General features: G+C 69.5%; 17 protein-coding genes and 2 pseudogenes. 8 read left to right on the forward strand and 11 right to left on the reverse strand.

From position 1 onward, the window contains the following. Nucleotides 1-39: 39 nt before the first annotated feature. Genes ACGFI9_RS35255 through ACGFI9_RS35270 form a run of 4 tightly spaced genes read right to left on the reverse strand, consistent with a single transcriptional unit; the run spans nucleotide 40 to nucleotide 5,089 of the window. Complete coding sequence (locus tag ACGFI9_RS35255; protein WP_393185089.1) at nucleotides 40-1,620, reverse strand: long-chain fatty acid--CoA ligase; 1,581 nt, start codon at nucleotides 1,618-1,620, stop codon at nucleotides 40-42. A gap of 24 nt (nucleotides 1,621-1,644) precedes the next feature. Further along, nucleotides 1,645-3,249 carry a bifunctional 3-(3-hydroxy-phenyl)propionate/3-hydroxycinnamic acid hydroxylase gene (locus tag ACGFI9_RS35260; protein ID WP_393185092.1) on the reverse strand — a complete coding sequence of 535 codons (1,605 nt, stop codon included), beginning with the start codon at nucleotides 3,247-3,249 and terminating at the stop codon, nucleotides 1,645-1,647. Further along, entirely contained in the window at nucleotides 3,246-4,232 is a 987-nt protein-coding gene (locus ACGFI9_RS35265) for a VOC family protein (protein WP_393185094.1), read from the reverse strand. The genes ACGFI9_RS35260 and ACGFI9_RS35265 overlap by 4 nt, the downstream gene beginning before the upstream one ends. Next, nucleotides 4,229-5,089: an alpha/beta fold hydrolase gene (locus tag ACGFI9_RS35270; protein WP_393185095.1), complete on the reverse strand. Its 861-nt coding sequence runs from the start codon at nucleotides 5,087-5,089 to the stop codon at nucleotides 4,229-4,231. Before ACGFI9_RS35270 ends, ACGFI9_RS35265 begins: the two co-directional genes overlap by 4 nt. A 118-nt stretch (nucleotides 5,090-5,207) precedes the next feature. Here ACGFI9_RS35270 and ACGFI9_RS35275 point away from each other — a divergent pair, with 118 nt between their 5' ends. Genes ACGFI9_RS35275 through dmpG form a run of 4 tightly spaced genes read left to right on the forward strand, consistent with a single transcriptional unit; the run spans nucleotide 5,208 to nucleotide 8,620 of the window. Then, a complete protein-coding gene (locus tag ACGFI9_RS35275; protein ID WP_393185097.1) occupies nucleotides 5,208-5,852 on the forward strand; it encodes a TetR/AcrR family transcriptional regulator in 645 nt (214 codons plus the stop codon). Next, entirely contained in the window at nucleotides 5,849-6,646 is a 798-nt protein-coding gene (locus tag ACGFI9_RS35280) for a 2-keto-4-pentenoate hydratase (RefSeq protein WP_393185099.1), read from the forward strand. Before ACGFI9_RS35275 ends, ACGFI9_RS35280 begins: the two co-directional genes overlap by 4 nt. A 16-nt stretch (nucleotides 6,647-6,662) precedes the next feature. Further along, nucleotides 6,663-7,601 carry an acetaldehyde dehydrogenase (acetylating) gene (locus ACGFI9_RS35285; protein ID WP_393185101.1) on the forward strand — a complete coding sequence of 313 codons (939 nt, stop codon included), beginning with the start codon at nucleotides 6,663-6,665 and terminating at the stop codon, nucleotides 7,599-7,601. Continuing rightward, the gene (gene dmpG / locus ACGFI9_RS35290) at nucleotides 7,598-8,620 is read left to right on the forward strand and encodes a 4-hydroxy-2-oxovalerate aldolase (RefSeq protein WP_393185102.1); all 1,023 of its coding nucleotides are present in this window, start codon (nucleotides 7,598-7,600) and stop codon (nucleotides 8,618-8,620) included. The genes ACGFI9_RS35285 and dmpG overlap by 4 nt, the downstream gene beginning before the upstream one ends. 812 nt (nucleotides 8,621-9,432) lie before the next feature. Here dmpG and ACGFI9_RS35295 read toward each other — a convergent pair. Beyond that, nucleotides 9,433-10,053 (reverse strand): TetR/AcrR family transcriptional regulator, encoded by a 621-nt coding sequence (locus ACGFI9_RS35295; protein WP_393185104.1) that lies wholly within the window; start codon nucleotides 10,051-10,053, stop codon nucleotides 9,433-9,435. A 99-nt stretch (nucleotides 10,054-10,152) separates the two neighbouring features. Between ACGFI9_RS35295 and ACGFI9_RS35300 the strand changes: the two genes are divergently transcribed. From ACGFI9_RS35300 to ACGFI9_RS35315, 4 genes and pseudogenes are all read left to right on the forward strand, one after another. Next, nucleotides 10,153-13,359, forward strand: a complete 3,207-nt coding sequence (locus ACGFI9_RS35300; RefSeq protein WP_393185107.1) for a bifunctional cytochrome P450/NADPH--P450 reductase — start codon at nucleotides 10,153-10,155, stop codon at nucleotides 13,357-13,359. A gap of 95 nt (nucleotides 13,360-13,454) precedes the next feature. Continuing rightward, the gene (locus ACGFI9_RS35305) at nucleotides 13,455-14,504 is read left to right on the forward strand and encodes a zinc-binding dehydrogenase (RefSeq protein WP_393185108.1); all 1,050 of its coding nucleotides are present in this window, start codon (nucleotides 13,455-13,457) and stop codon (nucleotides 14,502-14,504) included. A 565-nt stretch (nucleotides 14,505-15,069) separates the two neighbouring features. Continuing rightward, a complete protein-coding gene (locus tag ACGFI9_RS35310; protein WP_393185111.1) occupies nucleotides 15,070-15,564 on the forward strand; it encodes a transposase in 495 nt (164 codons plus the stop codon). Nucleotides 15,565-15,701: 137 nt separating this feature from the next. After that, nucleotides 15,702-16,239 (forward strand): annotated as a pseudogene (locus ACGFI9_RS35315) (transposase). A gap of 51 nt (nucleotides 16,240-16,290) precedes the next feature. Here ACGFI9_RS35315 and ACGFI9_RS35320 read toward each other — a convergent pair. From ACGFI9_RS35320 to ACGFI9_RS35345, 6 genes and pseudogenes are all read right to left on the reverse strand, one after another. Then, nucleotides 16,291-16,496 (reverse strand): annotated as a pseudogene (locus ACGFI9_RS35320) (IS481 family transposase); the annotation flags it as partial. A 278-nt stretch (nucleotides 16,497-16,774) separates the two neighbouring features. Continuing rightward, nucleotides 16,775-17,323, reverse strand: a complete 549-nt coding sequence (locus tag ACGFI9_RS35325) for a TetR/AcrR family transcriptional regulator (RefSeq protein ID WP_393185114.1) — start codon at nucleotides 17,321-17,323, stop codon at nucleotides 16,775-16,777. 396 nt (nucleotides 17,324-17,719) lie between these two features. Beyond that, a complete protein-coding gene (locus ACGFI9_RS35330) occupies nucleotides 17,720-18,100 on the reverse strand; it encodes a hypothetical protein (RefSeq protein WP_393185116.1) in 381 nt (126 codons plus the stop codon). Nucleotides 18,101-18,114: 14 nt separating this feature from the next. Then, nucleotides 18,115-18,585, reverse strand: coding sequence for a hypothetical protein (locus ACGFI9_RS35335; RefSeq protein ID WP_393185119.1), 471 nt, complete (start codon nucleotides 18,583-18,585; stop codon nucleotides 18,115-18,117). Nucleotides 18,586-19,003: 418 nt separating this feature from the next. Next, on the reverse strand, nucleotides 19,004-19,480 hold the full coding sequence (locus ACGFI9_RS35340; protein ID WP_393185122.1) for a CoA-binding protein: 477 nt from the start codon (nucleotides 19,478-19,480) through the stop codon (nucleotides 19,004-19,006). Between the two features lie 251 nt (nucleotides 19,481-19,731). Then, nucleotides 19,732-19,887 carry a hypothetical protein gene (locus ACGFI9_RS35345; protein ID WP_393185125.1) on the reverse strand — a complete coding sequence of 52 codons (156 nt, stop codon included), beginning with the start codon at nucleotides 19,885-19,887 and terminating at the stop codon, nucleotides 19,732-19,734. Nucleotides 19,888-19,998: the final 111 nt, after the last annotated feature.

A 19,998-nucleotide genomic window follows, 5' to 3' on the forward strand; every position in this document is an offset into this window, starting at 1 on the left:
GACCATGGCGGGGAACGCCGCCTTGCTGTGCGGCCAGCGCTACTGGCCAGCCGCGGCCAGTGGGCCCTTCCCGGAGGCGTCGCGAAGCTTGCGCTTCAAGATCTTGCCGGTGGAGGTCATCGGAAGTTCCGGTCGGAACTCGACCAGGCGGGGGTACTTGTAGCTCGCCATCCGCTCCTTGCACCAGCCCATCAGCTCGCCCTCGGTCAGTTGTGATCCCGAGTTGCGGATCACGAACGCCTTCACCTCCTCGCCGTGAGACTCGTGCGGTACGCCGACCACGGCCACCAGGCTCACGTCAGGGTGCGTCATGATGATTTCCTCGATCTCGCGCGGGTACACGTTGAAGCCACCGCGGACGATCATGTCCTTGGCTCGGTCGACGATGAAGTAGTAGCCGTCCGCGTCGCGGCGGGCGACGTCGCCCGTGCGGAACCACCCGTCTCGGAGCGCCTCTGCCGTCGCGTCGGGGCGGCCGTGGTAGCGCTTCATGACGTTGTGGCCCCGGATGGTGATCTCGCCCTGCTCGCCGTCCGGGACCTCGTTCCAGTCGGCGTCGACGAGCCTCATCTGCACGCCCCAGATCGGCTGCCCGATCGAACCGGGCTTGGCCTCGCGCCCCGGGTGGTTGAACGATGCGACGGGGCTGGTCTCCGAGAGGCCGTAGCCCTCCCGGATCCGAACGCCGTAGACCTTCTCCACCTGCTCCAGGATCTCCACCGGCAGGGGGGCGCCGCCGGAGATCGCCATGCGCAGGTTGGCCGCGGCCGCCGGAGCGCTGCCGTCCTCCGGGTTGACGGAAAGCAGGCCCCAGTACATCGTCGGCACTCCGGCGAAGAAGGTGACCCGCTCTCGCGCCATCAGCGCCAGTGCCGTCGCGGCGTCGAACCGGCGCAGGAGAACCAGCGTGGCGCCGCCGTACAGGCCCGCGTTCATCTGCACTGTCTGCCCGAACGAGTGGAACAGCGGAAGCGTCACCAGATGGACATCCTCATCGGCGGCGCCGAAGAGGCGCCAGCACGTGAGGGCGTTCATGACCATGTTGGCGTGGGTCAGTTCGGCGCCCTTGGGCTGTCCCGTCGTCCCGCTGGTGTAGAGGATCACCGCGGTGTCCGTGGCCTCGGTGACCACGGTCTCGAACCGGGTGGCCTTGCCGGCGAGTGCGGAGCCCAGCGTGCGGGCGCCCTCGATCGGGCTCGGCGCCTGGGGGTCCGCGGTGATGAGGAAGAAGTGCTCGCACCCGGCGGCCCCACCGAACCCCTGTGAGCCCTCGGCTCCCATGGGCAGCTCGGGAGTGCCCTCGAAGCAGAAGTACGCCTTGGCGCCCGAGTCCTGCAGGTGATAGGCGATCTCGCCGGCCTTGAGGAGCACGTTCAGCGGCACGACGACGGCGCCCGCCTTCAGGATGCCGTAGTAGACGATCGGAAAGTACGGAAGGTTCGGGCACGACAGCGCGACCCGGTCGCCCGGCCGGACGCCGCTGTCGACGAGCAGGTTCGCGACCTGGTTTGCCGCAGCGTTGAGTTGGGCGTACGACAGGCGGGTGTCACCGAGCACGACGGCGTCTCGGCTCGGCAGCCGTTCGGCGGTGCCTTCGAGCGTGAGCGCGAGGTTGAGCATTGCGGCTCTCCTTGATCGGGGGTGTCAGGGCGTCGTCGTCGCGGCGGGCGGAAGCGTCTGTTCGCCGACGGGCGTCTGGGGTGCGGAGACGAACGGTGGCCGGGGCAGGTCGGCGTCACCGGTGGCGGCGGCGTAGACGACGACGTCGGGGCGCAGTGCGAGCACGGTGGCGTGGTGCTGGCGCATCCAGGGGATGAGCACGTCGTCGGAGTCCACGATCGTGCCGGGCGCGGGGGCCGAGCCCGTGGGCGTGATCTGCAGGCACGGGATGCCGCTGGCCGCCCAGGCGGGCCAGGGTCGCGCCGGGCCGGTGTGCAGCAGTGTCCACCGACCGGCGAGCACGTCGTCGAGACGGGCTCGGTCACCGCCGTCCGTCTGGACCCAGGGCTGTGGGAGCTGCTTGCCGACCGCCCGATTGCCGCCGCTGTGGTTCAGCAGGCCCTTCCGGTAGCTGGTGTCCGGGAACCACCCGGCCTCCTGCATGTAGACGCGGATGGCCGGGATCCGCATGACGAGCCGGAACGCGATGTTGCGCAGGGCCGTCAGCCCGGGCCGTCGCTCGGTGATGATGCGCCCGAAGCGCACCGCCTGTTTGGTCATCGCCCGCACGTGTGGATTGCGTTCGGCCTCGTAGCTGTCCAGCGCCTCGGCGGGTAGCTCGCCGCGCAGGACCGCGGCCAGCTTCCAGCACAGGTTGCCCACGTCCCGTACGCCGGAGGACATGCCCTCGCCGATCCACGGCGGCATGGCGTGTGCGGCGTCGCCGGCGAGGAAGATCCGGCCGATGCGCCAGCGTTCGGCGAATCGGACGTGGTGGTTGTAGACGACCGCGCGGAGGATCTCGACCTCGTCGGGCGTCCGGCCGTAGCGACGCAGCAGCCGCCAGATGTAGTCGTGGCTGACCAGAGCCTGCTCGTCCTCGCCGGGCAGGACGGGGAACTCCCACCGGTGGTGGCCCAGCGGGGTCGGGCAGTCCACGGCGGGCCGGGCGGGGTCGCAGTGGAAGCGCAGGCGGTCGACGGTGTCCCAGCCGCGCTTGACCTTGGTGTCGATGACGATCCACCGGTCGTGGTAGGTACGGCCGTCGAAGCCGACGCCCAGCCGGGTCCGGATCGGGCTGGAGCCGCCGTCGGCGGCGATGAGGTACGTCCCGCGCAGGGTCCGTACCGTGTCGTCGGTCAGGTCCCGCGCGGCGACGGTGACACCGTCGCTGTCCTGCTCGACGAGCTCACAGTCGTGGCCGAGCAGGACCTCGACGTTGGGGTAGCGGCAAACACCGTCGCGGAGGACCTGCTCCATGACCGGCTGGTAGATGAACAGCTGCGGTGGGTGCCCGTTGCCCCGGGGGGCCGGTGCGAGGCTCAGGAACGATTGGCCGTTCGCGTCCACGAAGTCGATCGGCCGGCCGGCGAGCATGTCCTCCTTGAGCCGCTCTGCGAGGCCGATCCCCTGCCAGATCCGGATCGTCTCCTCGTCCGTCGAGATCGCCCGCGCGCGAGGGAAGATCGACGCGTCGCGCTCGACCACGGCGACCCGTACGCCCATGCCGCCGAGCAGATTGGCGGCGGTCACGCCGACCGGGCCGTATCCGACGATGATCACGTCGTAGTCGTGCAGTTCGGTGCTCATGCGGTGGCTCCGCTCAGTGCCGGGACGGTGATCTCCGCGCGGCGCAGCGAGGCCGCGCCGTGGCGGAACTGGTTGAGCTTGTCGATGACGGTCTGGCCCTCGGGGGTGTGCCCCCAGATGCTGATCCCCTGGTGGGTGGTGGGCTCCCAGGTGGCCTCGTCCACGACGATCGGATTCCAGCCGACCTCCCACTCGAATCCGGACGGCGTCCGGACGTAGTAGGAGAGCTCCTTGTCGTTGGTGTGCTGCCCGATGCCCAGGGCCATGGTGAAGCCGAGCTGCTTGAGGCGCTGGTAGGAGGTGGTCATGTCGTCCAACGTGGCGACCTGGGTGTTGAGGTGCTGGATCGCGGTACGGATCGGATCGATGCGCAGGCCCTCGGTATTGGCCACGGCCACGGTGTGATGGCGGCCGTTGACCCGCAGGAACCGGATCCGGAAGCGCACCGCGCTGATCGTCTCGACGATGAAGTCGCTCAGCCGCGCGTCGAGCAGGTTGTCGTAGTAGCGGTGGATGGCGTCCGGCTGCCGTGAGGTGATGGCGATGTGACCCATGCCGGCGGCGCCGGTGACGAAGCCGCTGGCCTGCATGCGCAGCGGCGCGGTGGTGGTGACCGGAGTGGTGTACAGCTCCTGCACCAGGCCCTTCGGGCCCGGGAAGCGCACCAGCCGCTCCACGCCGCGCAGCGCCGCCTCCTCGTCCTGGCCGTGCTCGACGGTGATGTCGCGGGCGGTGATGCGGGCGACGATGTCGTCGAAGGCCTCGTGGTCGTCCACGTGCCAGCCGACCGTGGTCACGTCCTCGGCGGTGCCCCGCTGCAGCAGCAACCGGCACTCGTGGTCGTCCAGCCGGAATCGCATCCGGTCGCGGTCGAGTTCGTCGACGTGCAGGCCGAGACCGTCGGTGCCGAAGCGGCGCCAGTCACCGAACCGGGTGGTCTCGATGCACAGGTAGCCCAGGTGGACCTTGCCGAAGACGTTCATTTTGACTCCTCGGAGAGGAAGGCAATGGTGAGGCTGTTGAACAGGTCCGGGCGTTCCCACTGCACCCAGTGGCCGGTCTTGGCGACCAGGTACAGGTCGCAGTGGGGCATCCGCTCGGCGAGGAGCCGCCCGCCGGACGGACGGTTGACCTTGTCGTCGGCGCCCCACAGCACGAGGGTGGGCGTGGCGGCCCGGGACAGCCGCTTGTCCCGCAGCAGATCCATCCGCAGCAGGGTGCGCAGCCCGCCGGGGCGCCGCAGCGGCGGGTTGGCGACCACCTCCGGGTCGATGCTCGCCTGGTATCGCTCCTCGATCATCTCGGCGGGGACGGCCGTGCCGTCGTAGACCAGGTAATCGCGGACGAACCGTTCGAGCTTGGCCCCGGTCGGGCCTTCGCCGCCGTAGTAGCCGAACAGGCACTTCAAACCGGGCGTCGGCGGACGTCGGGTGGTGCCGATCCCGCCGGGGCCCATCAGGATCAGGCGTCCGACCCGGTCGGGCCGGTCCAGCGTGAGCCGCAGCGCGGCGGCGCCACCGTAGGAGTTCCCGATCAGGTGAGCCCGGTCGATGCCGAGCGCGTCCAGCAGCCCAAGAACGGCGCCCGCGAGGTCACCGAACGGGTCGGACTGGTCGATGTCCTTGCTGGACCGGCCGTAGCCGGGCAGGTCCGGCACGATCACGCGGAACCGCCGGGCCAGGGCGTCGACGTTGCGGGCGTAATTCGACATCCCGGAGGCTCCCGGCCCGCCGCCGTGCAGCAGCACCACCGCCGCACCGGCTCCCCGCTCGGTGACCGCGATGTCCCGCGCACCGACCCGCACCAAGCGCTGATCCGCGGTGATTTCCTCGACGCTCACGCAACCTCCCGCAGCCCGACGCCACTAATGTAATGAGCGTTACAGTTGTAGTGGCCGCTACGGTAAGCTTCACTGCTGACATCGTCAAGACATCAGCCGGAAACCTGGGAAGGGTGCGATGACGGAATCTCGCAGCGAACGCAAACGCCGGGCCAACGGCGAGGAGTCCCGCCGCCGCATCCTCGACGCGGCCGCCGAGGTCGCCGGCGTGCGTGGCTACGACGGCACCAGCATCGCGCTGGTCAGCGAGAAGTGCGGCCTGCCCGCCAGCTCGATCTACTGGCACTTCAAGAACAAGGATGACCTCATCGCCGCGGTCATCGAGCGCAGCTTCGACATCTGGGCCGACGCGCTGACCCTCCCCGGCGACGACAGCGACCCCGCGCTGGAACGCGTCGCGGCGCTGGCGGGGCAGGTCGCCAAGACTTTGCTGGACTCGCCCGACTTCCTCCGCCTGGGGCTCATGCTCACCCTCGAGCGCCGTCCGGAGGAGCCCAGTGCCCGCCGGATGTTCCTGCAGGTCCGGGACGTCGCCCGCGCGCGGCTCGCCGCCGTGCTCGCCACGCTCGCCCCGGACGCCGACCGCGACGGGATCGACCTGGTCGCCACGTACGCCATCGCCGGCGCCGACGGGCTCTTCATCGCCAAGGAGATCGGCGGCGACAGTGTGGACCTCAGGCCGCTGTTCGAGCTGCACGCCCGCGCCCTCTTCGACGCCCTCGCCCGCCTGACCGGCGGTCGCCCGGCCATGGAGACCCCATGACCGACGGCGGCACCGATCCCGTCGCCGCCGCCTACCGTCGGTTGCGCACCGCCGCGCGGACGGGTACACCGTGCCCGCCGGTTCGCGACCTCATCGGCCCCGACGACGAGACCCTGGCCTACGCCGTCCAGCGCCGGCTGACCGAGGCCCGGATCCGGGACGGCGGGCGGCCGGTCGGGCGCAAGGTCGGGCTCACCTCGGCGGCCGTGCAGCGTCAGCTCGGCGTCGACCGGCCCGACTTCGGCATGCTCTTCGACGACATGGCCTGCGCGCAGTCCGCGCCGATCCGTCTCGACCGGCTGCTGCAACCCCGCGTCGAAGCCGAGATCGCCTTCGTCCTCGCCGACGACGTCACGGACCCCGGTGCCACCGGCGTCACCGTGCGGAAACGGGTCGAATACGCCCTGGCCGCACTGGAGATCGTGGACAGCCGCATCGCCGGCTGGGACATCAGCTTCGCCGACACCGTCGCCGACAACGGCTCCAGCGGCCTGTTCGTCCTCGGCGCCGACCGGGTTCCCCTCGATGCCGTTGAACCAGCGGCGGTGCGGATGACCATGTACGTCGACGATGTCCCCGCCTCGACCGGCTCCGGCGCGGCGTGCCTCGGCGACCCGCTGGAGGCCCTCGCCTGGCTCGCGCGCACGGCCCTGGCCCACGGCGACCCGCTCCGGGCCGGCGACGTCGTCCTCTCCGGCGCACTCGGGCCGATGGTTCCGGTCACCCACGCCATGCACGTCCGCGCACACCTCACCGGCCTCGGCGGCGTCGAGGCCACCTTCACCACCCCCTGACGAAAGGCGGCAGTCGATGTCGCGTACGAAGGTCGCCGTCATCGGTTCCGGCAACATCGGTACCGACCTGATGATCAAAGTTCTGCGCCTGTCGGACAGGCTGGAGATGGCCGCCATGGTCGGCATCGACCCGGCCTCCGACGGCCTGGCCCGGGCCCGCCGCCTCCGCGTGCCGACCACCGCCGGGGGCGTCGCAGGCCTCATCGCGATGCCCGACTTCGCCGACATCGCCGTGGTCTTCGACGCCACCTCGGCCGGGGCGCACCGCGCCAACGCCGCCGCCCTCGCCCCGTACGGCAAGACGCTCGTTGATCTGACCCCGGCGGCGATCGGGCCGTACGTCGTGCCCGCCGTCAATCTCGACGCGCACCTCGGGGCCCGCAACCTCAACATGGTCACCTGCGGGGGACAGGCCACCATCCCCGTCGTCGCGGCGGTGTCCCGAGTGACGCCCGTGCCGTACGCCGAGATCGTCGCCTCCATCGCCTCCCGGTCCGCCGGTCCCGGTACTCGGGCCAACATCGACGAGTTCACCGAGACCACGGCCGCCGCCATCGAACAGGTCGGCGGCGCCCGGCGCGGCAAGGCCATCATCATCCTCAACCCGGCCGAGCCGCCGATGATCATGCGGGACACCGTGCAGTGCCTCATCGGCCCGGCCGACCACGACGCGGTGCGTGCCAGCATCGAGCAGATGATCACAGATGTGGCCGCGTACGTCCCCGGCTATCGGCTCAAGCAACCCGTGCAGTTCACTTCGCTGGCCCCGGACGAGCCGGTCCACACCCTGCTGCCCGACGACAGGACATCGGTCACCACCAAGGTAAGTGTCCTGCTGGAGGTCGAAGGCGCCGCCCACTACCTGCCCGCCTACGCCGGCAACCTCGACATCATGACCTCCGCGGCACTCCGGGTCGCCGAGCGCCTCGCCGCAGCACAGGGAGCCACCCGATGACCGCTACCGCGCCCGCCCGCCGCCTGTTCATCCAGGACGTCACCCTCCGCGACGGCATGCACGCCACCCGGCACCGCATCACTCCGGCCGACGTCACCCGGATCGTCACCGCGCTCGACGCCGCCGGCGTCGACGGCATCGAGGTCGCCCACGGTGACGGCCTCGCCGGCGGCAGCCTCACCTACGGCCCTGGCAGCCACACCGACCGGCAGTGGATCGAAGCCGCCGCGGCCGCGGTCACCCGCGCCCGCCTCACCACCCTGCTGCTGCCCGGCATCGGCACGATCCACGACCTCAAGCAGGCCCACGCCCTCGGCGTACGGTCGGTCCGCGTGGCCACCCACTGCACCGAGGCCGACATCGCCGCCCAGCACATCGCCACGGCCCGCGAGCTGGGCATGGACGTGTCGGGATTCCTCATGATGAGCCACCTCGCCGAGCCGAAGGGGCTCGCCGCCCAGGCCAAGCTCATGGAGTCCTACGGCGCCCACTGCGTCTACGTCACCGACTCCGGCGGCCGGCTCACCCTCGACGGCGTCCGCGACCGGGTCCGCGCCTACCGGGACGTCCTCGACCCCGCCACCGAGATCGGCATCCACGCCCACGAGAACCTCTCCCTCTCCGTGGCCAACAGCCTCGTCGCCGTCGAGGAGGGCACCACCCGCGTCGACGCGTCCCTCGCCGGGCACGGCGCCGGCGCCGGCAACTGTCCGATCGAACCGTTCATCGCCGTGGCCACCGTTCAAGGCTGGCAGCACGGCTGTGACCTGTTCGCTCTCCAGGACGCCGCCGACGACCTCGTCCGCCCGCTGCAGGACCGGCCCGTGCGGGTCGATCGCGAGACCCTCACCCTCGGCTACGCCGGCGTCTACTCCAGCTTCCTACGCCACGCCGAAACCGCCGCACGGCAGTACGCCCTCGATGCCCGGGACATCCTGCTCGAAGTCGGCCGACGCAGGCTGATCGGCGGGCAGGAAGACATGATCATCGACGTTGCCCTCGACCTCAGCAAGGAATGATCATCAGCTGAGGCGACTCGAGCTAACCGTTCTCGTCAGGAGCCGTCCGGGGGCTTAGCTGCCTCAAGGGCGTCAAGGATGCGGGTTGACAGTGCGCCGAGCTGGTCGAGTTCGTCGTCGGTGAGTTGGTCGATGACGAGGCGCCGGACCTGGCGTGAGTGTGGCGGCGCTGCGGCCAGCAGGGCTTGACGCCCGGCCGGGGTGAGCGTGACGTACCTGGCCCTGGACCGAGGCGTGCGCGGACGTCCGCCGTGCCTGCTGTCATCTCCGTTGAGAACCCACCCCCTCCTGGTTCGGGAGAATTCGGACCGAACGCGGTTGTCAGGATTCAGGGGCCTTTGCCAAGCGCCGGCGGTGTTCGGACGGTTTCACGGACCTGGCAGAAGATCACGAGGTTCATCGCCCCGCAGTCCCGGGCTGGGCGGTTTCATCCACGCCTTCCCGGGAAGCCGCCACGTATGTCTTCTGACCCGGGCGCATCGGCAAGACGGACCCTGGAGCGGGCGCGACAGTCGGTTCAGCAGATCCACGAGGCCGCGGTGCGGCATCGCGACCCGAGCCTGCACGAACTAGCCGACGAGATAAGCGAGATCGCCATGATCCTGGGTCACGACGCCGGCCCGGTCCAGGAGTGGCGGCCGTGCCCGGTGTGCGGAGCCCAGCCAGGGTCGCATTGCCTCAATACGCCGGGGCACAAGATGGTCGACGGGATGCACCCGGAACGGACCAAGCTCTAGCGGAAGCAGTGACGGGCACAACCAGGGTACGGCCCCACCGGCATGTCGCATGCCAATGTCCAGGTGAGCGGGCGGTCAGGAGAGGCGTGCCTCGAGGCCCGCGATGAGGGTTTGGATCGCGAAGTTGAACCTGCGATCTCCGTCTACGTCTGCGCTCGGTGCATCGGCTGATGCGGGGGCTGTGGGTTGCAGGGCGGCGAGGCGCCGGAGGGTTCCGTTGCCCTCGGCGAGCAGGAAGCCCGAGAAGAGGCTGGTGAGCACCGCTCCCACCGAGGCGACCTCGCGAGACGGCACACCTGCAGTTTTGAGGATGCCGGTCAGCGCCGTCCAGAACGGGTCCTCCGGCTCGATGGAGTCCGGGCTGGCCAGGATGTGCACGATCAGGTTGGGGTGCCTGTGCGCCAGGGCCCGGAAGTCGTGCGCGAACCGGCCCAGCTGTTCCTGCCAGGTCCCGCCGTCGACGCGCGGCTGAAACTGCGCGGCGACGAGATTCTTGACGCCGCGTAGCAGCGCGGCCTTGTTCGGCACGTGGTGGTAGAGCGACATGGGGTTCACGCCCAGCACCGCTGCCAGCTTCCGCATGCTCAGCGCGCCGAACCCGTCGGCGTCGATGATCCGGAGCGCCGCGGTGTAGATGCCCTTTTCGGTGAGACGTGCGTCTCCTCGGCCGCCTGCGGCCTGTCCGATCGTAGCCATACACCGTATGGTAGCAGTCGCCATACAGCGTATGGCTGGCATCCGGAACCCGGTTCCATCGGCCGGTCACCGCCGGCAACCTCAAGGAATGGAGTCCACGTGTCGAGCAACCTTCACACCATCCCCGCCCCGCGCGGGGTTCCGATCGTCGGCAACGCACTGCAGATCCCGTCGGATGGACCGGCCGCCTACTTCGAGGAGTTGACCGGCCGGTTTCCCGAGGGCATCTACCGGCTCGCCCTGCCCAACCGGGAGATCGTCCTGGTCTGGGACCCGGACATGGTGGCGGAGGTGTGCGACGAGTCGCGCTTCTACAAGCCGATCGACAAACCGCACAGTGACGTTCGGGCGATCGCTGGGGACGGCCTGTTCACCGCGAGGCGGGACGAGCCGAACTGGGGCAAGGCGCACCGGATCCTCATGCCCGCGTTCAGCCAGCGGTCGATGAAGGCGTACTTCCCCGAGATGCTCGAGGTTGCCGAGGCGCTGGTCGGCAAGTGGCGGCGCAACGAGGGCAAGGACCTCGACGTCGTCGCCGACATGACCCGGCTGACCCTCGACACGATCGGGCTGACCGGCTTCGACTACCGCTTCAACTCCTTCGGCACCGAAGAGGTGCACCCGTTTCTGCAGGCCCTGGCTGACTCTCTGCACGAGGCCATGGGGCGGCTGAAGCAGCCGCCTTTCGTCACCGCGATGCGGCGCCGGCAGATCCGGACATTCGAGGAGAACGTGCGGGTCATGCACTCCCTCGTGGAGGAGGTCATCCGCGAGCGTCGCGCGGGTGGTGGTGATGATCGCCGCGACCTGCTGAGCCTGATGCTCGGCGCGGTCGACCCCGAGACTGGCGAGCCATTGTCCGACGAGAACATCCGCAACAACGTGGTGACGTTCCTCATCGCCGGGCACGAGACGACCAGCGGTCTGCTCTCCTACGCCCTCTACCAGCTGCTGCGTAACCCGCACGTGCTGGCCCAGGCGTACGCGGAGGTCGACCGGCTGCTGCCGGGCGACACGGTGCCCACCTACGAGACGATCATGAAGCTGAACGTGATCCCGCGGATCCTGGACGAGACCCTGCGCCTGTGGGGCCCCATCCCGGCGATCGCCCTGGCGCCGTACCAGGACACGGTGATCGGCGGCCGGTACGCGCTGCCGAAGGATCAGCAGGTCATGGTCCTGATCCCGGCGCTGCACAAGCACCCCAAGGCATGGGACCGGCCGACCGAGTTCGACATCGAGCGGTGGCTGCCGGAGAACATCTCCACGCACCACCCGCACGCCTACAAGCCGTTCGGCAACGGCGAGCGGGCCTGCATCGGCCGGCAATTCGCCCTCACCGAGGCCCGGCTCGCCCTCGCCCTGGTCCTGCAGAACTTCGCGATCACGGACCCGAACGACTACCAGATCAAGGTCAAGGAGACGCTCACCCGCAAGCCGGAGAACTTCACGGTGCGGGTGCGCCCCCGCCAGCCGTACGAGCGATTCGGCACCGAGGTCCGGGCGGCGCAGGAGCCGCAGGCGCCAGCGGCTGCGGTGAACGCCGTCGGCGTCACGCTGCGCGTCGCGTACGGCTCGAACCTGGGCTCGTCGGAGGATCTCGCGCGGCAGTTGGCCGGCCGGGCTGAGCAGTCCGGCTTCGACATCACTCTGCTCACGCTGGACGAGCTGGCCGACAACCCGCCCAGCGACGGAATCCTGGTCGTGGTCACGCCGAGCTACAACGGCAAAGCCCCGGACAACGCCCAGCGCTTCGACGCCCTGGCCGCCGCCGGCGGACTGACGGCCGGAGCGATGTCGGAGGTGCGGTTCGCGGTGCTGGGCAACGGCAACACGCACTGGGTGACTTACCAGGCCTTCCCCAAGCGGGTGGAGGCGGCGCTGCTGGCGGCCGGTGCGACGCCGGTCGTGCCGCGCGGCGAGGTCGATGCGAACGGCGACTTCGACGGCATGGCGACCACGTGGATGGACGCACTGTGGACGGCGCTGGCCGAGCAGTACGGCGCGGATACCAGCGCCACCACCAGCCAACAGCTGTCGCTGGAGGTCCTCACCGAGGCGCAGGTACGACCGGCGGTGGTCTCCGAGAAGGCGTACCCGATCACCGTCGTGGCCAGCGAGGAACTGGTCGGCGACCCGACGGGCCTCTGGGACTTCAGCGTCGAGGCGCCCCGGCCGCAGGCGTTGTCGATCACTGTGGAGCTGCCCGACGGGGTCAGCTACGACACCGGCAACCACCTGGCCGTCTTCGGCAAGAACGACCCGGAACTGGTGGCGCGGGCCCTGCGGCTGTTGCGGGTACCCCGCGATCAGGTGGTCCGGCTACACCGTGCGGAGGGCACCCAGCCCACGCACCTGCCGATCGACCTGCCCGTGACCGCCGAGCTGCTGCTGACGGAGTTCGTCGAACTGCAGGAGGTCGCTACCCGTACCCACCTGCGGACGCTGGCCGAGCACACCCAGTGCCCGTGGACCGGCGGCCAGCTCCAGGGCTACCTCGACGACACCGACGAGGCGCGCCAGCGCTACCGGGACGAGATCCTGGCCAAGCGAGTCTCGGTCCTGACCCTGCTGGAGCGCTTCCCTGCCCTCGAGTTGCCGCTGGCCGTCTTTCTGGAACTGGCCGGGCCGATCCGACCGCGCTTCTACTCCATCTCATCGGCCGCCATGGTCGAGCCGAACCGGCCGCGACTGACCGTCGGCCTGGTCGAGGGTCCGGCACTGTCCGGCGACGGGGAGTACCGGGGGCTGGCCTCCCAGTACCTGGCCCGGCTGCGGCCCGGCGACGTGTTCTTCGGATACGTACGCGTCCCGGCCCCGCCGTTCCACCCGCCGGCCGACCCGGCCACGCCGATGATCCTCGTCGGACCCGGCACCGGGTTCGCGCCGCTGCGTGGCTTCCTCGAGGAGCGCGCCGCCCAGCAGGCGAGCGGTGTCGAGGTCGGTCTGTCAAAGGTGTTCTATGGCTGCCGGCACCCCGAGCACGACTGGTTCTACCGCGACGAGATGCAGTCCTGGCAGCAGGCCGGCGTCGCCGAGGTGCACCTGGCGTTCTCCACCGTGCCGGATCACCCGTACCGGTTCGTGCAGGACGCCATCACCGCCGACGGCGACGGCATCTGGGACGCGATCCAGAACGGCGCGCACATCTACGTCTGCGGCGACGGCAGGCGGATGGCCCCTTCGGTACGGCAGGCGCTGGCCGGCATCTATCTCAGCCGCACGGGTGGTAGTGGCGACGACGCCGAGAAGTGGCTCGACCAGCTCGAGGCCGACGGGCGCTACCAGCAGGACGTCTTCGCCTGATTGCCCTTCGGCGGTGCGGCGCGGGTCGCCGCATCCGACACCTATGCCCTGCGCGGTGGGGGCCACCGCACACACCGCGAGACAAGGAGAACGTCATGTCCACCATGCTTGCCGGCCGACTCGACTACAAGACGGGCGAGTTCGCGATGGAGGAGGTGCCTGTCCCGCAGCCGGGGTCCGGCCAGGTGAGGATCAAGGTCGCGGCGGCTGGCATCTGTCTGTCCGACGTCCATCTCATCGACGGGAGCCTGCGGTTGGAAACGGGCGTCGACAAGGTGACCCTGGGGCACGAGGTCGCCGGCGTCATCGACGCGGTCGGGGAGCAGGTGCCCGCCGAATGGCAGGTCGGGCGGCGCGTGCTGCTGCAGGCCGGCCAGCCCTGTGGCGCCTGCCCGCCCTGCCTCCTCGGCCGGGTCGCACAGTGCCAGCACCCGCTGACCCGCGGGGTCGACTACGACGGCGGCTGGGCCGAGTACGCCATCGCCGAGCACTTCACCCTCGTCGGCGTGCCCGACGACCTTCCCCTGGAGCAGGCCGCGATCATCCCCGACGCCGTCTCCACCCCCTGGGGCGCGATCGTCGGCACCGGTGATGTACGTCCCACCCAGTCCGTTGGCGTGTGGGGGTTGGGCGGTCTGGGCGCCCATGCCGTCCAGTTGCTGCGTCTCGTCGGGGCCGCTCCGATCGTCGCCGTGGATCCGATCCCGGATGCCCGGGCCCGGGCTCTCGCCCTGGGCGCCGACCACGTCCTCGACCCCGGCGCCGCCGACTTCGCCGAGCAGGTCCGCCGGATCACCGGCGGGCGCGGCCTCGACGTCGCCTTCGACCTGGCAGGCGCCCCGCCGGTCTGGACCCAGGCCCAGACCGTGCTGGCCAGCGAGGGCCGGCTGGTCCTGGTCGGGCTGGCACCCCAACCGCTGACCATTCACCAGACGACCCTGTTCAGCTACCTGAAGCAGCAGGTCCGCGGCCACTACGGAAGCGCACCGGAGCACGTCGAGCAGCTCGTCTCCCTGGTGGGCCACCACCGCCTCGACCTCTCCGGGTCGATCAGCGACGTGCTCCCGCTGTCCGAGGCGCCCCGGGGCGTCGAACGGCTCGTGAAGAAGGAAGGCAGCCCGATCCGACTGATTCTCAAGCCCTGACACCCCCTGCGGGTCGTGAGACTCTCGACTCCCGCCCCGCGTTCGGCGCCGGCGGGCCGGCAGGCGAGGTGGGCCTGCCGGCCCGCCGGCCACGTTGACCGCGCTGGTCCGGGTCGAAGCCACCGGACAGGCACTACAAGGGTTCCGTCGCGGCGTTCGCAAACGGCTGGTGCGCCAGTGGAGTTCATATCCCGCCCTGCGGCCGGTGAAGCGCTGGGCCTACAACCACAACCCCACCCGCATTTCGGGCAAGCACACAGCTTGTTGGGCGGCCATCCCCGCGCCCATAGTTGGCTCCGGCAGTGAGGCTCGCAGAGGGATTGAACCGCCGACTTGTATGGGGGCAGCGGTTCTCGGCCTTTTGGTCGTAGGTTCCGTAGGACGCTGGGCGGGGTGACTCGTGAACCGCCTGCCGCCTTTCGGGGTTGGCTCTCCCGGGGTGTGTTGCCCGCCTGGCGTCCGGCCGTGGTCTGACTCAACAGAGGCGTGATCGTCGTCCGGTACTGCAAGTCGGCATGTCGTCCGCGGTCTTCGTCGTTTCGTCGAGCAGTGGGAGGACGACCAGGTGATCACGATCGGGGTGGACCCGCACAAGCTGTCTCACACCGCGACCGCAGTTGACGACGTGACCCAGCGGCCGTTGGCCAGCCTGAAAATCGAGTCCACGTTGCGTGACTACGGGCGGTTGCTGCGCTGGGCCGGCCGCTTCGAGCAGCGGCGGTGGGCGGTGGAGAATGCTCGGGGGCTGGGCCGGCATCTGGCGCAGTGGCTGCTGGCCCGGGGCGAGGCGGTCATCGACGTGCCGGCGACGGCAACGGCGAGGGTGCGACAGCTGTCGCGCGGTGGGCGGCGAAAGAATGATGTGATCGACGCCGCCGCGGCCGCCAGTGTCGCCGCGTTGCACGGCGACGCCGCGGCGCTGTCGCCGGAGGACTCCTCGACGGTGTTGAGCCTGCTGGAGGAACGCCGAGCGAACCTGGCCGCAGCCCGCACCCGCTCGGTCAATCAACTGCACGCGCTGCTGCGTGATCTACTGCCGGTGGCGCGCCGACGGATCTGAGCGCTGCTGCTGCCGGTCGTCTGCTGGCCGGAGTCCGGCCAGCCTCACCGGTGGAGCAGGCCCGCAAGCAGCTCGCCCGTGACCTGATTGCCGAGATCCGCGGCACGGATGCCCGACTGGCGGACATCGCCAAGCGGATGAGCGTCGTGCTGGCCGAGCACGGCAGTCGGCTGACCCAGGTCAACGGCGTCGGCCCTGTGCTGGCTGCCCGCATTCTCGGACGCGTCGGCAAGGTAACTCGCTTTCCGACTGCGGCGACGTTCGCCAGTTACGCCGGTGTCGCCCCGATCGAGATCGCCAGCCGCAGACCGAGCCCGGCATAGGCTCTCGCGTTCAGGAGACCGCCAGCTCAACTGCGCCCTGCACCTGGTCGCCGTCACTCAGGTCCGCATGCCCACCAGCCAGGGCAGGGCCTACTACGACACCAAACGGGCCTGCGGCAAGACCCACAACGAGGCCATGCGCTGCTTGAAACGACGGCTCGCTGATCACGTCTGGCGCATCATGATCGCCGACGACCGGCGCCGCTGCTCAGGGACGGGTCCGGGAGGACAACCGGGGGCGACTCTGCAATCCAGCGCGGCTGGCCTAGCCCCGAACGCCAGCTCTTCGGACAAGTCACTTCCCGGACCCGCCGCCACACAGCCTACGACCACAACAAGATCAGCGGCTTGACAAACACAGAGGCACCTCGGGTTTGGTGGCGGCCCGGGGTCGGTAGCGGGCACGGCGGCGTTCGATGCTGTCGTGGCCGTGGATGCGGCAGCCTCCGCCGTCGCGTAGGCGTCCGAGTTTCTCGACGTCGACCTGGATCAGCTCGCCAGGGCGTTCGCGTTCGTAGCGGCGGACCGGCTCGCCGGCGGCCGGTCGAGCCAGGCCAGGCGGTGCAGGCCGTGCCGGGTCAACACGGCGTGCCCTGTCGAGGCGGGTATCCGAGCATCGGTCCGAGCCGGCGAGTCTGCGGTCACCTCGCCGAGGTCCTTGGCGAGCCTCGATCCGAGAGTATCGGCCGTCGAGTTGGGCGCGTTGCGACGCGTGCCGCGCGCTGTGAAGTTGCTCGCCGTCGGGCCGCTCAGCGTCCCGGCGGTCAGACCGAGGCCGACTGTTACGACGAGCCAGAGCGCGACGACGAGCCGCAGCGCATCGAGACCCGGCCGAGCCGGTCGAGCAGGGTGGCCGCAAATTCGTGTCCCCGGGCGTGGTGGGATGGTCAGTCGGCGGGGTCGAGCGCCCCGCGTAGCAGCGCCAAGAGCGTCTCGCGTAGTTCGTCGTCGGGTACGTCGTCGAAGTCGCCGGATGTCTCGGCGATCCCGGCGAGCATCACCCGCGCGGCGATCCGGGCGGCCGGGCGTTCGGGATGTCCCGCTACCGTGTCGACGAGTCGGTCGGCGAACCGTTCGAGGTGTGCGAACTCGGGGCTCTCGAGCAACTCCCGGAACTCGCCCCGCAGCAGGGCCATCTCCCGCCGGAACTGGACCGCGAGGTCGACGAAGCCCTCCATGGCGACCCGCTGCGCGCTCGCCGGATCGGCCGCGGCGGCGATGCTGTCCTCGATCGCCCGGATTACCGCGAGCGCCGGTGCCATCAGCTCAAACAGGAGGGCTTCCTTGTGGGGGAAGTGGTAGAGCACCGCCGCCTTGGAGCAGCCCACGTCGCGGGCGATGTCCCGTAACGAGGTGCCCTTGTAACCAGCGAATGCGAAACGCCGCGCCGCGGCCGCGAGGATCTCGTTGTGCATCTCCGGCCCCATCCGTGCCATGCCGTTCCACCTCCAGAACCAGCATGCCTGACCGATCGATCAAGGGCTGACCGATCGGTCAGATCGGTGGGATCGTTCACCCCGTGGCCCATCCACGTGACATCGAGGGGTGAAGAGGCCTCAGCACAGGCGCGTCGCACGGTTCAGCCAACGCTATCGCGGGTTGGCGGCAAGTTCTTCGCGCCATCGCGAGGGGAGTCCTGCTCACTCCGATCATCGGCTGTACCGCGCCAAAACTCGTTCAATGGCCGTGACCTGAGGTTCTGAAGATCGCGTCAGGCTGCCCGGTGCGCCCTGGGCCGAGATCGATGGCAGGGGATTGGCTTGCAGGCGTAAGGCGCGGCGGACCACGGGTCCTCAGCGAGGAGGAAGGGTCGCGGTCCGCCGCACGTTTGGCTAGCCGCCGAATGCCTGGAAGAAGGTGGGGAAGGTACCCACCACGCCCAGCCCGATCAGGACCAGGGCGATGATCAGGGCCCGGCGGGTTTCGTACTGCTTGCTGCGGTAGACGAGGTGAAGGGCTGCCCAGGCGACCAGCCACACCACGACGCTGACGATGGTCTTGCCGGACAGTGGCCCGACGTCGTTGTTCCAGTTGAGTGCGTCTTTGAACCCGGTGCTCGCCTCGACCAGGGTAGTGACGATGCCGAGGGTAAGGCCGCCGACGCCCGCGGCGAGGATCGCGGCGGCGATCGGGCCTTCCGGCTTGTCCGGGTAGACGATGCCTTCGGCCTCGGTGCCGGCCGTGTCGGAGGGCCGGTTAGTGATGGTGCTCATGTGGGTGTCCCTCCTTAGTGGACCGGTGCGACTTTGGTGATCAGGGCGCCGAGTGTGCCGGCGACGGCGGCGAAGCCGAAGGCGAGGATGAACAGGGTGATGGCGGTTTTGCGGACTCGGTCGTGGCGGATGAGGTTGGTGCCGTAGTACATGACGATGAACGCGACCACGGTGGCCAGGATGGGGCTGAGCCAGGCGATGTGCTCTTTCCATTCCATGGCGAACTCGTGCCAGTCTTTGGTGTTGGGGTTGGCGAGCAGAATCGACTTCGGGCTGGTTTTGCCGGTGGCCCGGTACCACGGGTAGACGATCCAGGTGCCGGTCAGCACGGTGCCCCATGCGGCGACGGCCATCGCGACCACGCCGATCTTGAGTCGGCGCATCCGTTCGACGATGCCTTGTGGGGTGACCAGGCCGGCGCGGAGGCTGTAGAGTCCGGCGAGGCCGCCCGCGAACGCGAGCAGGAACACCGCACCGAAGCCCATCCCGTGGATGAGCCCCCACCATTCTCGATCGGTCAAGTGCATTGGGACCCTCCTTCGGGCCGTGAGCTGCTACCAGCAGGGTCGGTGCACCGATAGGGCGGCCGGTAGGGCCGTTCGGACCCCATCGGTCATTGCAATGGTCCCGATGGTTGAGCCAAGCCGTGATCCCCAGCCAGTTTCGGGGTTGTTTGGCTAGATTCGGCTCGTTCGGCATCGATGGAGGCGCGGCTGTGTCTGATGATTACCGCATGGTGCGGGCGGCGGAAGACCCGTCGCCTGCTGAGCGGTTGTACTCGTTGCTGGCCGCCGCCGGGTCGCTGACCCTGCGGCGCTGCTGTTTCTGAAGCTGGGCACGACCGCGTCCGGTGGCCCGGCCGCCCACACCGCGATCGTGTTGGCCCGCCTGGCCGAGGCGGTATCAGACGCGCTTGGGGACGGCGCGGGTGAACAGGCAGCGCATCAGCTTGTGCCCGGTGTCGGCCGTGGGGTCGAACATCAGCGGGCAGCCGCCGTCGATCACCGTGATCCCGTGCTGGCGGCCGTATTCGGTGGCCGTGGCGGAGACGCTACCTGTTCCGTACAGGCGGTGCATCCAGACGTGTCCGATGCCGAGCTCGACGCATTCCCGCATGGTTTCATCGGCGGTCTCCGGACGCGTGCCGATGACGACTGCCTCGACGCCGCCGAGCACCGACTTCAGGTCGTGGTAGCAGGCGTCACCCTCGACCCGGTCGGCGTTGGGATTGATCGCGTACACCTGATAGCCGCGCTCCCGCAAGCGCTGGTACACGACGTTCGCGCCGTGATTCCGCGGGTTGCGGGACACCCCGGTCACCGCGATCCGCTGCTTCGCCAGGAACTGCGACGCGGCTTGTTTCATCGTGAGCATGGCCATCTCCGCCTGCCAGGGAAGCCCATCGACGGCTTCACATGCCCACCTTCCACCCGGACCAGACCGACCGATCAGGGTCTGATGACACCCCAGCGCGTGCCATCAGACCCCGTTGCGTCACCGTGGCGCCGGCTCTGGTGTTCGGTGGTCAGGGACGCGTGGCAGGGGTGCGCCTGGCCCGCGGGGCGGGGTGGGCTGGCGTCGCGGCCACTGCGGCGAGCTGCTCGCCGGTCAGCGCCTCGCCGCCGATATGATCAGGTCGGCGCTGGCGACAGCTCGCCAAATCGCAGGCCGAGCAGCGGCAGGAACCGGTCGGTCGAAACATCACGGTCACAGTCCACCATATCCGCCGCAACGCGAGGGTGTAGCCAGGTCAGGTCCAGGATCGTGGTTGCTTCGACGGCGAACATCCCGCCGCTTCGTCTTGGTCACGTCCGCGTTGGTGGTGTAGGAGACGGCCATCGCGGGATCCGGTCTGATGTTATGCGGCGATCGGGGCGGGGTTGGGCTGGTCGGTGTCG

Source organism: Micromonospora sp. NPDC048930 (assembly GCF_043197935.1).
Taxonomy (GTDB): Bacteria; Actinomycetota; Actinomycetes; order Mycobacteriales; family Micromonosporaceae; genus Micromonospora.